The following is a 15,312-nucleotide window of genomic DNA, read 5'->3' on the forward strand; positions in this document are numbered from 1 at the left end:
GCGCGGGAGCGGTCGCCACTCCCGATCGCGGAGGCAGCGGATAGCTCGGAGCCTCGGTGAGTGTTGCGGTGGTCCCGATCGGCTTCGGCATGATCGTGGTGGTCATCAGCGCGGTCGGTTCACCCGCGATCGCGCCCCACGTCTTGGCCATGCGGTAGTTGCGGCGAAAACTGGCGACCGAACGATCGCCGCGCGCCACACTCAGCCGCAGGAACGAAGAGGCCCGGCTGCCGCCCTCGGGGGCACGGTCGCCGGCGTCGAGCACGAATTCGACCTCGCCCGAGCTGGCGCCGAGTGACTGCGGCGTGCTGGCGGTGATCCAGCTCTGGAGCTTGCGATTGGAGTTCAGGGCTTCGGCCCACATGCGGCCGCCTTCGAACCCCGAGTAGCTCACGCGCACGGTGATCCGTGAGCCTTCGTCCGCGTTCACGGTGACGCGCGTGATCTCGCCGGCCATCTGCCCCGAGAGCAGGCTGCCAAGGGCGGATTCGACCCCGGTACCCAGCTCGTCCGCGACCTCGAGGTCGTGGCCCTCAAGCGTCGATGGCGGCGGACCCGCCGAACGCGCCGACGCTGCGGGAAGGAGCGCCGCGAGGCACAACAGCAGGCCGGTGTGGATCGAGCGCCATCGCATCGGAGATGCCCTCGGGAACGAGTCGAGTGGGTTCCTGAGAGTCCATTACGTCCGGTGCGGGCACGGCGAACATCGGGCGACTTTTGAGCCAGTTACGGGCCGGGAGCGGCCCGAGCGCCCCGGCGGGCCCCTACCCCGTCAGTCGGTGCGAGGCGAGCGGTGCCGACAGCAGGTCTTCGCCCAGCGTCAGATACAGCATGCCGTCGGTGACCGAGAGTTCGAACGTCATGCGCCGCTCGAGCCGTGCCACGAGTTCGGACACCAGTTCACGGTCGAGCCCGTACAGTTCGATCTCCTCGGCGCGATGAATGCGCTCACCGGCCAGCGAGGCCCAGTAGCGCTCGGCATCGTGGTGGGTGTAGACGGCGACGCGCGGTGCGGCTTTGCTGGCACGGTGCAGCCGCGCGGAGTCGGGAGATCCGACCTCGATCCACGCCTTCAGGGTTCCGGTCAGATCCCTCACCTCGAGAGCCGGCTGGTCGGGCTCCACCAGGCCCTTCGAGAACGCGAGCCCTTCGCGGTGCTCGAGGCAGAACGCGAGCACCCGGGCACACAGAAACTCTTCGCTTTCGGAGGGATGACGCGCCACGCGCAACTCGAGCGATTCGTAGACCGAGCGATCCACGTGGGAGAGCTGAATCAGGAACTGGTGGATCGTGGCGCCGAGTGCCAATCAGGACCTCGCAGGGGGTTGAAGCCGGCCGCGGACGCGGCACGTTACCTCAACTCGAGCGACACCTGCGCTCGAAGCCTCACCCCTGCCGGTTCGCGAGGCTCCGCCGTGGCACGCCCGGCCGTCGGTGCAGGGAGTAGAGGAGGCTCAGCAGCAGGCGAACCTTCGTGCCATGCGCCTGCTTGTGATAGGTCGCGATGTCCTCGAACCAGCCGGTGCCCCGTGGGCCTCGAATCACCTGGATGCGATCGCCGAAGCGGCGCTCGGCGGTCGCGTCGTCGAGCATGCGGGTGAAGATCTGCTGCGGCGTGCGACGGGCCTGAGTGCCGCGGATCACCACGTGGGGGCCCGACTCGTCGTCGACGTCGGTGAGGTAGAGGAACACCGAGAGCGACTTGACGTCGGCGACGTCGTAGTGGAACTGACCTCCGTCGGCGGCACCGAACACGCGGCCCTGTTCGTCGGGGGTCGGGATCGTCCAGTAGGCGCGCGTCTCGAGCAGGATCGGCTCGGCACGCAAGTAGCCGCGCGCGACGTCGACGATGACCGGGTCGTGCGCGATTCGATCGACGGCCGCGCACGCCTTGTGCGGATTCTCGATCCAGCGGGAGCCGCGCGCCTTCACGTACCCGACGATCTCGTCGACGGTTTCCTCGCCCACGTGGATGCCGGGCGAGAACGCATCACGATCGAGGCGCCGGACGGCACCATCGACGTCGAGCGGCGCGATCTGGGTGATCTGAGCGACCGGATACGGTGGATTGTGTCCGAATTTCTGGTAATAGCGCACCACCAGCGGTTGCCAGGGGCCCTGCACGAGCAGGTAGCGCAGCTTGCGGACCGAATTGAGCAGTCCACGATCGTGATCGAGCGCGTCGCGCACGCGACTGCGCAGCGTGGGATAGAGCGTAGCCACGTTCACGGGGTCCCTCCTGCGGCGGGAGAGCGAGGCGATGAAGAAGGACTCGCGCGCGAGTGCCCCAAAGCGAGCCCCCAGATCTCCTGAACTCACGCGCGAGCGCGAGCCAGATCAGCAAGGCCGGGGCCACGTGGGCGACCGCATGCTAAGTGACAGTCAATGCGGCGCATGGCTCCCGGGTGACTCGCGACGCCGGTCGCGATCCCGCAGAACTGTCGCCCGTGCCTTACGGTATCGTGCGCCTGTTCGCGATCGCCTGAGCGCCTGAAAAGCCCCTCGTGCCCTTCGGAGAACTGCATGAATGCCCGCGTGATCTGGATCGCAGTCCTGATGCTCGCCGCGACCGCTCAGCCCCCGCTCGCCCTTGGCGCCTCGAAAGCCGTGGCGAAGCTCGATCCCTTCGATCAACGGCAACTCGCGGGACTCGAGTGGCGAAACATCGGTCCATCGCGCGGCGGTCGTGCGACGGCGGCGACCGGGGTGATCGGTCAGCGCAACGTCTACTACTTCGGCGGCACCGGCGGCGGCATCTGGAAGAGCACCGACAGCGGCGTTTCGTGGGCGAACGTCTCGGACGGCCACCTCGGCACCGGTTCGGTCGGCGCGATCGCGGTCTCCGCATCCGATCCCAACGTGATCTATGCCGGCATGGGCGAGGGCTGCATCCGCGGCAACGTTTCGCACGGCGACGGGGTCTACAAGTCGCTCGACGCGGGGCGCAGCTGGAAGCACGTCGGACTGAGGGACTCGCGCCAGATCGGGCGCGTTCGCATCCATCCGCGCGATCCCGACCTGGTCTACGTCGCCGCGCTCGGTCACACCTTCGGCGCCAGCCACGAACGCGGTGTGTTTCGCACTCGAGACGGCGGCGAGAGCTGGAAATGCGTGCTGGCGGTCAACGACAGCACCGGCGCGATCGATCTGGTGCTCGACCCTCGCAATCCGCGGGTGCTCTACGCCACGACCTGGCAGGTGCATCGCACGCCGTGGAGCCTCGAGAGCGGAGGCTCGGGCAGCGGACTCTGGAAGTCGACGGATGGCGGCGACCGCTGGACACGACTCACCGAGGGGCTGCCGAAGGGACTGTGGGGACGCTCGGGAGTCGCCGTCTCGGGTGCGAACTCCGATCGGGTGTGGGCGATGGTCGAAGCGGCCGACGGCGGGCTGTTCCGCTCGGACGACGCGGGGCGCACCTGGAGTCGCGTCAACGAAGATCGCAATCTCCGCCAGCGCGCCTGGTACTACACCCACGTCTACGCCGATCCGGTGAGCGCGGAAGTCGCCTACGTGCTCAACGTACGATTCATGCGCTCCGCCGACGGCGGCAAGAGTTTCCAGTCGATCGGCGCGCCGCACAGCGATCATCACGATCTGTGGATCGATCCCGACGACCCGCAGCGCATGATCGGAGCGAACGACGGCGGTGTGAACGTTTCGTTCGACGGCGGGCGATCGTGGAGCAGCCAGGGCAATCAGCCCACCGCGCAGTTCTATCACGTCATCACCGATGATGGCTTTCCCTACAAGGTGTATGGAGCGCAGCAGGACAACTCGACGGTCGCGATCCCGAGCCGCACCTCGGGCTATGGCATCGATCGCACCGACTGGTACGACGTGGGCGGTGGCGAAAGCGGGTTCATCGCACCCAAGCCGGGCGATCCGAACATCGTCTACGCCGGCTCTTACGACGGATACCTCACGCGCTTCGATCGACGCACCGGTCAACTGCGAGACGTGAATCCGTACCCCAACAATCCGATGGGCTGGGGCGCCGAGGGTGCGAAGTATCGATTCCAGTGGACGTTTCCGATCGTGATCTCGCCGCACGATCCGAACGTGCTCTATGCCGGCTCGAACGTGCTGCACCGCACCACCGACGAAGGCCACAGCTGGCACGTGATCAGTCCCGATCTGACGCGCAACGACCGCTCGAAGCTCGGCCCATCGGGCGGGCCCATCACCAAGGACAACACCAGCGTCGAGTACTACTGCACGATCTTCGCCATGGCCGAGTCGCGGCGTGCTCCGGGACTGCTGTGGGTGGGCTCGGACGACGGCCTGGTGCACGTGTCGCGAGACGCCGGCAGGAGCTGGCAAAACGTCACGCCGCAAGCACTGCCGGCGTGGAGCCTGATCAGTCAGATCGAGCCCTCGCCCCACGATCCTGCTACGGCGTACATCGCAGCGAATCGCTACAAGCTCGACGACAACCGCCCCTACGCGTTCGTGACGAACGACTATGGGAAGAGCTGGCGCTCGATCGTCGGGGATCTGCCGAGTGATGCGTTCGTGCGCGTGGTTCGCGAGGACCCCGTGCGCAAGCACCTGCTCTATTGCGGCACCGAAGCCGGCGTCAGTGCGTCGCCCGACGGAGGTGCTCACTGGCTGCCGCTGAGGCTCAATCGCCCGGGCCTGATCGCGGACCTCGCGAAGCCGGACGGCGAGGTGCGGGGCGCTCTGCCGGTGGTCCCCATCACGGACCTCGTGATCAAGGACAACGACGTGGTGGTTTCGACTCAGGGGCGCTCGTTCTGGATTCTCGACGACATCGCGCCGCTGCGACAGCTCACCCCCGAGGTCGCGAGCGCGAACGCGTGGCTGTTCGCACCATCGAATGCGTCGATGTTCGGCGGTCCGGGCGGCACCGGAGTCGGCGCCAACCCTTCGTACGGCGCAACGATCTACTACCGCCTCGCGGCCGAACCCAAAGAGAAGGAGCAGATCACGCTCGAGTTCCTCGACGCGTCGGGAAAGCTCATTCGGAAGTTCGCGAATCGAGACTCGAGCGAGGCGACGACTCACAAAGACGGCGAGGGCGATGACAGCACGGAGCCCAGGATTCCCGCCCGCGCGGGACTCAATCGCTTCGCCTGGAACCTGCGCTACCCCGATGCAAGTCGCTTCAAGGGCATGATCCTGTGGGGCGGCGATCTGTCGGGCCCCACCGTGATGCCGGGCCGCTATCAAGTGCGGCTGACGGTGGGCGGCAAGTCACAGACCCAGGCGTTCGAGGTTCAGAAGGATCCGCGGCTCTCAACCACGACGGCCGACTACCAGAAGCGCTTCGACCTGCACTTGAAGATCCGCGACAAGCTCACCGAGACGCACGACGCGATCGTGAAGCTGCGCGACGTGCGTGATCAGCTCGAAGCGGTCGCGGCGCGGGCGGGATCGGCCGCGCCCAAGGACACGACCATCGGCGGCTCCGCGCGGGCGCTGACTGCCAGGCTCACCGCGGTCGAGGAAGCGCTCTACCAGACCAAGAATCGCAGCAGTCAGGATCCGCTCAACTTTCCGATCCGGCTCAACGACAAGCTCAGCAGCCTGACGGGCGTGGTGTCGGGGGCGGACGCCGCGCCGACCGAGCAGTGCTACACCGTGTACGACGAGGTCGCAGGTGCGATCGACGCGGAGCTGGCGAAGCTCGGCGTGCTGTTGGGCGCCGAGTTGAGCGCATTTAATCGGCTGGTGCGCGAGAAGGAGCTGCCGGCGGTGACGGCGAAGGAGAAGGTGGTTCGCTGAGCCGGTCAGGTGCGCAGCGGTCTCGCGCTACCGCACCCGACCGACCATCAGCGTCAGATCATCGGACTGCTCGCCGGCGCTGAACGCCTGGACGGCTTCGAGCACCGCCGAGACGATCGCCTCGACGGGCGCCGCTGCATGCTCGCGCAGTACGCCGAGCAGCCGCTCGTCGCCGAACTGCTCTTCGCCGCGCGTCGCTTCGGTGATGCCGTCGCTGTAGGCCACCAGCAGGTCGCCGGGCGCGAGCTGCACCCGCCCGAGCGCGCAGTCCCAGTCGACGAATGCGCCGAGCACCGTGGCGGTGGCGCCCAGCCACTCGACTGAGCCATCGCGACGCAGGCACAAAGGCGGATTGTGGCCGCAGTTGATGAACGTGAGGCGCCGAGAGGAGTCGGCGAACACGCCCAGGAACAGCGTCGCGAAGTGACCCGCGACCGCCGCCTCGCACATCATGCGATTGACCTCGCGCAACACCCGAAGCGGATCCTGCGGAGCGCTCCCCGCCTGGCTGCGCAGGTGAGCCTGGAGGTTCGCCATCCGCAGCGCCGCGTGCACGCCCTTGCCCGAGACGTCCGCGATCACGAATCCGAGCTGTCGCGGACCGAGCTCGAGGAAGTCGTAGTAGTCGCCTCCCACCGAACGGGCCTGCATGCAGCGCGCCGCCAGCTCGAGGTTCTGAAGCACCGGCACGCGCTGCGGGAACAGCCGCGACTGCACCTCGCGTGCGATCGCGATCTCGCGATCCTGACGACGTGCGGCCTCCATGCGATCGGCGAGCAGTTCGGCGCGACGAATCGCCTCGAGAGTGAAGCCGGCCTCGTCGGCCGCCGCGAGCAGCAGGCGCTGGTCTTCGTCGGCGTAGCGTTCCCCACCGCGGCGCGCGCCGAGCACGAACAGCCCGATCAGTTGCGCCCGGCGATCGAGCACCGGCACGGCGCACTCGGCCGCCAGCGAAGTGAGCGGCGCGTGCGCCAGCTCGCCCGCGAGTGCGTGCGACGAGGTCACGCAGGTGCGCTCGCGACTCAGGCTGGCGAGCAGCGGATAGTCGTCCGGAAGCGACTCCGAGATCTCGGCGGGGACTTCCGTCATCGCGACGAGTCGGCCGTCCGCGCGCTGCAGGAACACGGCCAGCGTGTGCGGCTCGAAGGCGTCTCTCAGTTGCGCGTGCAGAACACCCGCGAGTTCTGCGCGCCCGGTGGCGCCCGCCACCTTCGTCGCCAGGCCTTCGACCCATCCGCTCACGCCCACACCCCTACCAGTCGGTCTCCCGATAGTCCTTCAGGAACTTGCCCCACACGTGCACGCCGGTGTTCACGCCGACGATGATCGGGTCGAGGATGCGTGCCGCACCGTCGACGATGTCGAGCGGCGGGTGGAATCGATGCTCGATCACCTTGCGCTCGGCGATCGCGGCCGGATCCTCGTCGGTCACCCAGCCGGTGTCGATGCTGTTCATGTGGATGCCGTCGTTGAAGTAGTCGGTCGCCGAAGTGCGCGTCATCATGTTGAGCGCGGCCTTCGCCATGTTGGTGTGCGGGTGCTTCGTCGTCTTGGCGGTGCGGTAGAACTGACCTTCGACCGCCGAAACATTCACGATGTGCTTGTCGCGCTCCGAAGTGCGCAGCATGAGCGGCTTGAGCCGCGCGTTCAGAAGGAACGGCGCGATCGCGTTCACGAGTTGAACTTCGAGCAGCTCGACGGTCGGCACTTCGGCCATCAGCAGTCGCCACGAATTGCGACCGCGCAGATCGACCTGCTGCAGATCCTGATCGAGCCGGCCTTCGGGGAACAGGCTCCTGCGCGCCTGCTGTTCCTCTTCGAGCAGCCGCACCTGCGACAGCTCGGCCGCGTGCGTGAGCCCGATCACCTCGGCGATGCCGCGCGCCACGGCGGCCGGCGACTGGGTCGCGGGATCGCCGTCGGTCAGCAGATTCGCACCCCGCAGCCCCTCGTAGGACCCGAGCAGTCGCCGCACGTTCGCCGGTGCGTCATCGAGTGCGGCGGTCTCGTTCGCCATCATGTGCTCGTAGAACTCGGGTGGGCGCCGCACCGTCTGACACGCGTTGTTCACGATGAAGTCGAGTCGCGTGCGGGTGCGCAGGAGTTCGGAGCAGAACGCCTCGACGCTCGGGGTGTGGCGCAGGTCGAGCCCGAAGATCTCGAGCCGGTGCCCCCACTCGGCGAAGTCCGGTTCGCGCGCGTAGCGCGCCGCTGAGTCGCGCGGGAAGCGCGTGGTCACGATGAGCTGGGCACCCGCACGCAGCAGCTTGAGCCCGGCCTGATAACCGATCTTCACGCGGCCACCGGTCAGCAGCGCCACCCGGCCGCTCAGGTCCGCCAGTTCGGTTCGCTTGGCGAAATTGAACTCGGCACACGGCGGACACATCTGGTCGTAGAAGTGGTGAAGCGTCGTGTAATCCTGCTTGCAGACGTAGCAGTTCTGCGGCTGGGCCGCCTCGCGCGGCACGGTTTCGCCGTGGACGTCGCGCGGCACGAAGTCGGTCGGCGCGAACACGTTCGGCGTGGTGTAAACCGGCTGGCGCCGCAGCGAGCGAATGCCGGTGCGGGCGAGCAGCTTCTCGTCGCGGCTCACGCGCCCCGCCTTCTGCATGCGAACCTTCGCCTTCACCATGCGCCGGCGGGCCGCGTTGTCGGGGCTGTGCACGCGCCCGGCCGCCTGGATCACGCGCCTGCGATCCTCGGCCGACAGATGCGCGAGCAAGCCGCGATCGGCCACGATCTGCTCGAGCAATTCGGCGGTGGCGCGCAGGCGCTCGACCAGCACGGGGTCTCGCTGGTCCTCGGGGACCATCTCCTCATGAGCTGACATGGCGTCGAGAGTAAAGGACTCCGCAGGCGGAATCCACGCGCCCGGCACTCGCCGTGACCCGACTAGCGATTCAGGTAGTAGGTCACCTTGGCGAGGAAGATGTTGTCCGCATCGGCACGGCCGAGGCGGCGAAACGCGGGGCCCGGTTCAAACGCCGCGTCGCCGTCGACGTCGGTGCGCTTCTGGGTCCACACCAGATAGAACGCCGAGCCGGGCCGGTACTCCCAGCGGTACACCATGTTCGCGGCGAGCGACTTGAAGTCGAAGTCCTCGGAGTAGGCGCCCTGCGGCCCGGCGCCGTCCGGATCGAACTGGCGCGTGGTTTCATCGTAGGTCCAGGCGCCCGCGCCGGGGCCACTGAAGTCGAGGCTGTTGGGCCGCGCGAGTTCGCGCAGGTCGCGGTATTTGCCGGTCGCGATGAGCGGCTGCCCGTAGAACTGCAGGCTCATCGCCGGAGTGAACGACACATTGACGCGCAGATTGGCGGCGAGCGTGGTCTGATCGAGCTGCGCGAACACGTAGCGCCGCCCGTAGGTCGCGGTCGCGGCGGGATCGTCGATTGTCGCGACCAGGAACGCACCGTCGCGCGCTCGCTCGAAGCTCGGCCCGACCTGAACGGACAGATTGGGAAACGGGCGGTAGGTGATGCCGGGCTCCACGCTCCACGACCACGAGTTCTCGTCGGGTGCGGCCGAGGAGTTGGTGCCGAAGTAGTAGTAGCGCACCCGGCTGCCGTCGGTGTCGAAGAAGGTGCTGAAGTTGTACGCCGCCGCATTCTTCATGCGCGGCCCACCGCGGCTGCGTCGAGGATTCACGGTCTCGGGCGAGACCGAACCGGTGAGCTCGGTGACCCAGTTGTTGGTCCACCACCAGAACTTGCTCGCCCACAGGCCCGCGTCGGTGACGTCGCCGTCGAAGTTCGAACCTCCGAACAGTGCGCCCAGCACTCGATGGTGCCGAATGTGATGCGTGGGCTTGGACCAGTTGTAGCCGAACATCGCATGCGCGTTGAGCACGTCCGAGCGGTTCATGAAGCCCAGGTCGTTGACCTCGAAGCCTGGCGAGAGCACACCGGCCGCGGCATTCGTGATCCATGGACCCTTCTCGCGATTGAGCCACACGCGAGCACCCGCGCCCGACAGCGAGGTGGCCGTGGTGTCCAGCTCGAAGCTCTCCGCGTCGGGTCGCTGGTAGTAGCGCCGCGAGCTGAGCTGCAGATCGGTGATCCGTGCCTCGCTGCCGCTCACGTGAGAGGCACCCGCCCAGCCCGACAGCACCCAGGTCTTCGCCGCATCGAGAAAGTGCCAGCCATCCGCCGCCGCGACCACCGAGGTGCGGTTGAACTCGCGCTCGAGTCGCGGATCGTCGAATTCGCGCGCGGCGACCGTCGTGATGAGACCGAGCCCGTGCCGCCGCTCGGGAAATTCCTTCTGATAGCGGCCCACGCCGTAGTAGGTGAGCGGCTCGACTTCGTGCTGCGACTGGCTCGTGAACCCGAACGGCTGGACGTCGGCGTGCTCGCGCGCGGTCAGGGCGTGCAGCATGCCGACGTTTCCGGCGCCGATCTTTCCGCTGACTTTTGCGGCACCCAGAATGGTGGTGCCGTTCGGAACGTCACGGAACTCCGCATCGTCCGGCAGCGAGCCGGCCGGTGCGCGGCCGACGCGACGCGAGTAGAAGAAGGTCGGCTGGCTCCAGTTGAAGTTCGAGTAGTCGCTCGCCCCCTGCTGGCCGGCGTCGAAGATCGAGCTGCCCTCGACGAAGAACGGGCGCTTCTCGGGGAAGAAGGTCTCGACGTCACTCAGATTGACGACCGCCGGATCGACCTCGACCTGACCGAAGTCCGGATTGACGGTGCCGTTGAGCGTCAGCTTGGCGCCCAGCGGCATGCGCAGGTCACCACCAAAGTTCGCCACCGCGCGCGACCCGTCGTTGAACGGATCGCCCGGCGAATGGCGCAGGTATTCGGCCTTCGAGGTCGCGAACGGCAGGATCTCGATCGCGGTGCCGGGGCTCACGCCCTCGAGTCCCACGAGGGTCGGGAAGCGCGAAACGAAGCCGCTCTCTTCGTGCGGCTGGTAGACCAGGTACGAGTCCTCGAATCCGCGCCCCATCGAGCGATGGAAGTTGATGCCCCAGCGCTGCGGCTCGGCCTGCGCGAAGCGGAGCTGCGAAAACGGGATTCGCATCTCGACGCTCCAGCCCTCGGCGTCCACGCGGGAGCGTCCCTCCCACACGCCATCCCATGAGTTGTCGGTCCAGCCGTCGTTGTAGATCGTCCCGTCGTAGAGCGTGCCGGCCGCGTTGACTCCGAAGAAGTACCCGCTGCGACGGTCGTAGTAGGGATCGAGCAGCACCTCGATCAAGTCGGAGCGCGACTGTCCGTCGCGGCGCGTGAGGTTCTTGACGATCGAGTCGGGACTCGCATCGAACAGTCGCGCGCCCACGTAGAGCGCCTCCTCGTCGAACAGCAGCCGCATTTCGGTGCGCTGGCTCGCGGCCTTGCCCTCGGTGGGCTCGCGCTGCTTGAAGTCGCCGATCATCGGCGCCGACTGCCAGGCAGCGTCCGACAGGTGCCCATCGAGGACCACCGGGCCGTTGCGCCGCACGATCGCGACTTCACGCACCACCGTGGTCGCGCTCGAGGTCGAGTCCTGGGCACTCGCCACGGTGGCGTCGGCGAGCAGCGCAGCGACCGAAGCGGCAGCAAACAGGGCTGTCGCGGGCATCGCGGCAGCCCAATGAATTACGGCAGGGAACAGTTCGCGGCTCATGGGCGCGCAGAGTCATGGAGCCACGCGAGTCGAATGTCAAAGCCTCGACAAGCGAAGCGCACGTGACGACGAGCGGGCCGAATCGCGGTACGAAGCGAGTCGCACGGCCCGGCTGCGTCGTCGACGAGCGCCGGTAATCGAGAAGCCGAGCGGACGCTAGCGCATGCTCACGGTCTGATTCACCGTGAAGCTCATCACCGCTCCGTCTTTCAGCACGACCTGATAGCCCTTCGAGGCCGCGACCACTCCCGCTGCCGTCGCGCCGCCGATGATGCCGCCCACCGCACCGTTTTTGCCGTCACCCACTGCCTTGCCGATGATGGCACCTGCGGCTGCGCTTCCGGCGATGGCGCCCAGATTGCGTGCGCGCGTCGAGCCCGCGACCACCTCTTCGGTGCTCGCACTGACCGACTCATTGTTGCCGTGCACGCTGATGCTCTTGATCGCCAGGTCGAGCATCGCGCGCTCGCCGCGCTTCGCCCCGCGGGCGCCCGTCACCGTGCCGGTGACCGAACTGCCGGACGGGATCACGACCTTGTCACCGGACACGACATCGTCCGTGACCTTACCGTGCCAGGTGTCGCCGACCTGCGCGGTCTCGGACGAAAGCTGGCTACCGAGCGCCACGTCGATCGTGGTGCCGGAGGTGAGCTTCGACGACGGCGCGACGTAGTTGTTGCTCGACGAGCTGGTGGTGCCCTGCTTCGCTTCGGTCTCGTTGCAGCCAGTCAGCAAACCGAGGCTGCCGGCGAACATGAGATTGGCGAGCAATGCGGACTTGAGATGGGAACGGGTCATGACGGTCTCCTCTGGAATTCGGCCCGCGCGAGAGGCGTCGCAACCGCGACGGCCGCAGCGTTCGGATCGATTTGTGTAGCACGGACCACGAAGCGCTGAGGCGACGGGCCGATGGCGTCGAATGGATAGCAAGTGACGAGCGTCACAGAAGGCGTGGCCGTCGAGTCGAACACGTCGACTCGTCCCGGTTCGACCACTGCGCCCCACTGCACGCGATATCGAAACGTGCCGCGGGCGGTCACGATGCGAATGACATCACGCTCCCGGATGTTGCCGAGTCCGCGGAAGAACGAGTCGCGGTGACCGGCGAGCCCGACATTGCCCGGCTCACCGGGTTGCGCGGTGGTCTCGACGTGTCCAACCGCGAGTTCGAGAATGCGTGGTTCGATGCCTTGCCCGATCATGGCCGAGATCCCGAGTCGCGGAATCTCGATGCGTCCGATGACGCGACGCGTGCGGGACGAGGCATTGCGCGCCCGCACTCGACTCTCTGAGCCGCGAACCACTGCGTCCTGCGCCCCCGCGCGTCCGATCGCGGCATCCAGCGCCCGCGACTCGCGCCGCTGAAACGCGGCCGTGTCGGACTGACCCTTGAACCACACGGCCAGCAGCACGAACCCGACGATGAAGAGCGCACTCTGCGCACCATCCATCCAGCGTTGGGCGTTCATTACCACGCCGTCCAGCGCGGATAGCGACGCGCGCGGCGCGGGCGACGCGCGAGCAGGAGCCCGGTCGCAGCCGCGACCGCGAACAGCCCGAACGTGGCGATCATCGGCGAGCGGCTTCCGGTCTGCGGCAGCGTGTCGTCATCGTCGCTGATCGCCTCGGCCGTCGCGGAGACATCCGCATCGGTCGTCTGCGCCATCGTCGGCGTCGTGGTCGAGACTTCGTTCACGCGATGGTCTTCGAGCGGAACACGCTCGATCGCGACCGGCTCGCTGTTGACCGCGACCGGCGCGGTCTCGAGCGCGACCGGATCCACGCCTTCGATCGGGTCGGACGAAATGCTCGCGCGAGGCGCCTTGCTGTAGCTGTAGCCCCGATTCGGAATCACGCGCCGTGCGTAGAACTGCCCGTTCTCCATCAGGAGGAACTCGGCGCGCATGGCCATGCCGACCGACAGATCGGGCGGCAACAGCGTGCGCGAGTCCATGAGCAGCGTGACGCGCTCGGGATCGGAGACGCAGCCATCGCGGTCCCGACGGTCAGGGCCAGCGCGGCGCAAACGAGGGTGATCACGCGGTGCTTCATCGGATGCCGTCCTTTCGTCGTTCGAGCGAACTTTGAGAGTTCGAAGACCGCGCCGAGCGGAACCAGCGGCTCGGGCCGGGGTCTGCATGACGGGGACTTACAGGGCGAAATCGGTGCCAGCGAGCGGAATTGGACGCCGTTTCACGCCAGCCCTTACTGAGCAACGTGATACGGGTGGTTGTTTCAATCGTCCCGCACTGTTATGAAGCACTCCCCCATGGTCGATCGTGGAGGATCTTTCAAACTCCGCAGGCCATTAGTTCAACGAGGAGACGGCTCCCGCATGGCGATCCTGGGTCTCAACGACGTTCGCATCGCCTTCGCCGGACCTCCGCTTCTCGACTCGGTGAACGTCCAGATTGAGGATGCCGAGCGGATCGGACTGCTGGGACGCAACGGCGCCGGCAAGTCGACGCTGCTCAAGATCCTCGAGGGCACGCTGGCCCCCGATGACGGCGAGATCGCGAGGCGCCCCGGCCTGCGGGTCGCGAGCCTGCAGCAGGACGTGCCGCTCGACCTCGCGGGCACCGTCGTCGACTACCTGCACGACGTGTGCGGGGTCGCGCACAGCGACGCATCGTGGGAGATCGAAACCCGCATCCAGCAGGCGGCGCACGACCTCTCGATCGATCTGCCCGCAGAGATCCGCACCTTGTCCGCGGGATCCAAGCGACGCGTGCTGCTCGCGGCGGCCCTGGTGCGCGATCCCGATCTGTTGATCCTCGACGAGCCCACCAACCATCTCGACATCGATGCGATCCGCCACCTCGAAGACTCGCTGCGACGGCGCCGCGGCACACTGCTGTTCGTCACCCACGACCGCAGCTTCCTGCGCAGCCTCGCGACTCGCATCCTCGATCTCGATCGCGGCGCGATCCGCAGCTACCGCCTCGGCTACGACGCCTACCTTGAACAGCGCGAGGCCGAGCTGCGAATCGAGGCGGATCAGGCCGCGCTGTTCGACAAGAAGCTGGCGCAGGAGGAAGCGTGGGTTCGACGCGGCATCAAGGCACGCCGCACCCGCAACGAAGGTCGCGTTCGGGTGCTCGAGTCGCTGCGACTGGAGCGCGGCGCACGGCGCGAAGTGGTCGGGCGTGTGAAGGCGCAGCTTCAGGACGCGGATCGCTCGGGCCGCATGGTGCTGCGCTGCATGAACGTCGACTACGCATTCGCCGCCGCGCCGATCGTGCGCGGGCTGACCACCACCATCATGCGTGGCGACCGGATCGGAATCATCGGCCCGAACGGCTGCGGCAAGACCACGCTGATTCGGCTGCTGCTCGGAGAACTCGAACCCCAGCACGGCACCGTGATCACCGGGACCAAGCTCGAGGTCGCGCACTTCGAGCAGCTTCACGAGGTGCTCGACGACTCGAAGACGGTGGTCGAGAACATCGCCGAGGGTCGCGAAATGATCGCGCTCGGCGGCGGCGAGCGTCACGTCGTCGGCTACCTTCGCGACTTTCTGTTCACGCCCGAGCAGATCCAGGGCCCGGTCACCAAGCTGTCGGGTGGCGAGCGCAAGCGGTTGCAGCTCGCCAAGGTGCTGTCGCGCTCCTGCAATCTGCTGGTGCTCGACGAGCCCACCAACGATCTCGATCTGGAAACGCTCGAACTGTTGGAGGACATGCTGGTCGAGTTCCAGGGCACGCTGCTCGTGGTCTCTCACGATCGCGCGTTCCTCGACAACGTCGTCACCTCGACGCTCGTGTTCGAGGGCGACGGAGTGTGGCGCGAGTACGTGGGCGGCTACGAAGACTGGCTCAGGCAGAAGCAGGCGGAGGTGGCACCGCGCGGTGGTCGCCGGGCGGCGCGCGCGAAGGCGGCGGGCGTCGCCGTCGCCCCCCGACGCGCGAGCTTCAAGGAGAAGCGCGAGCTGGGCGAACTGCCGGCGCGAATCGAGCAACT

The 15,312-nt window shown here is 67.1% G+C and carries 11 protein-coding genes; 2 read left to right on the forward strand and 9 right to left on the reverse strand.

All coding sequences use genetic code 11. From position 1 onward, the window contains the following. From HOP12_14320 to HOP12_14330, 3 genes are all read right to left on the reverse strand, one after another. Positions 1–634 (reverse strand): hypothetical protein (locus tag HOP12_14320; protein NOT35315.1); only part of this gene is annotated, 634 nt, incomplete at its 3' end. A 130-nt stretch (positions 635–764) separates the two neighbouring features. Next, positions 765–1,307, reverse strand: coding sequence for a YaeQ family protein (locus tag HOP12_14325; GenBank protein NOT35316.1), 543 nt, complete (start codon positions 1,305–1,307; stop codon positions 765–767). Between the two features lie 79 nt (positions 1,308–1,386). Beyond that, positions 1,387–2,229, reverse strand: a complete 843-nt coding sequence (locus HOP12_14330; protein ID NOT35317.1) for a hypothetical protein — start codon at positions 2,227–2,229, stop codon at positions 1,387–1,389. 327 nt (positions 2,230–2,556) lie between these two features. On the opposite strand from HOP12_14330, the gene HOP12_14335 reads away from it, so the two are divergent. Beyond that, on the forward strand, positions 2,557–5,748 hold the full coding sequence (locus HOP12_14335; GenBank protein ID NOT35318.1) for a glycosyl hydrolase: 3,192 nt from the start codon (positions 2,557–2,559) through the stop codon (positions 5,746–5,748). A 27-nt stretch (positions 5,749–5,775) separates the two neighbouring features. On the opposite strand, the gene HOP12_14340 is transcribed toward HOP12_14335, so the two are convergent. From HOP12_14340 to HOP12_14365, 6 genes are all read right to left on the reverse strand, one after another. After that, complete coding sequence (locus HOP12_14340) at positions 5,776–6,990, reverse strand: PP2C family protein-serine/threonine phosphatase (GenBank protein NOT35319.1); 1,215 nt, start codon at positions 6,988–6,990, stop codon at positions 5,776–5,778. Positions 6,991–7,000: 10 nt separating this feature from the next. Then, positions 7,001–8,578, reverse strand: coding sequence for an SDR family oxidoreductase (locus tag HOP12_14345; protein ID NOT35320.1), 1,578 nt, complete (start codon positions 8,576–8,578; stop codon positions 7,001–7,003). Between the two features lie 62 nt (positions 8,579–8,640). Further along, on the reverse strand, positions 8,641–11,307 hold the full coding sequence (locus HOP12_14350; protein NOT35321.1) for a carbohydrate binding family 9 domain-containing protein: 2,667 nt from the start codon (positions 11,305–11,307) through the stop codon (positions 8,641–8,643). 201 nt (positions 11,308–11,508) lie between these two features. Next, entirely contained in the window at positions 11,509–12,150 is a 642-nt protein-coding gene (locus tag HOP12_14355; GenBank protein ID NOT35322.1) for a hypothetical protein, read from the reverse strand. After that, complete coding sequence (locus HOP12_14360; protein ID NOT35323.1) at positions 12,147–12,821, reverse strand: class D sortase; 675 nt, start codon at positions 12,819–12,821, stop codon at positions 12,147–12,149. The genes HOP12_14355 and HOP12_14360 overlap by 4 nt, the downstream gene beginning before the upstream one ends. Further along, complete coding sequence (locus HOP12_14365; protein NOT35324.1) at positions 12,821–13,306, reverse strand: LPXTG cell wall anchor domain-containing protein; 486 nt, start codon at positions 13,304–13,306, stop codon at positions 12,821–12,823. The genes HOP12_14360 and HOP12_14365 overlap by 1 nt, the downstream gene beginning before the upstream one ends. A 381-nt stretch (positions 13,307–13,687) precedes the next feature. Here HOP12_14365 and HOP12_14370 point away from each other — a divergent pair. Further along, positions 13,688–15,312, forward strand: a 1,625-nt coding sequence (locus tag HOP12_14370; protein NOT35325.1) for an ATP-binding cassette domain-containing protein, incomplete at its 3' end; no start/stop codon positions are given.

Source organism: Candidatus Eisenbacteria bacterium (assembly GCA_013140805.1).
GTDB lineage: Bacteria > Eisenbacteria > RBG-16-71-46 > RBG-16-71-46 > RBG-16-71-46 > JABFRW01.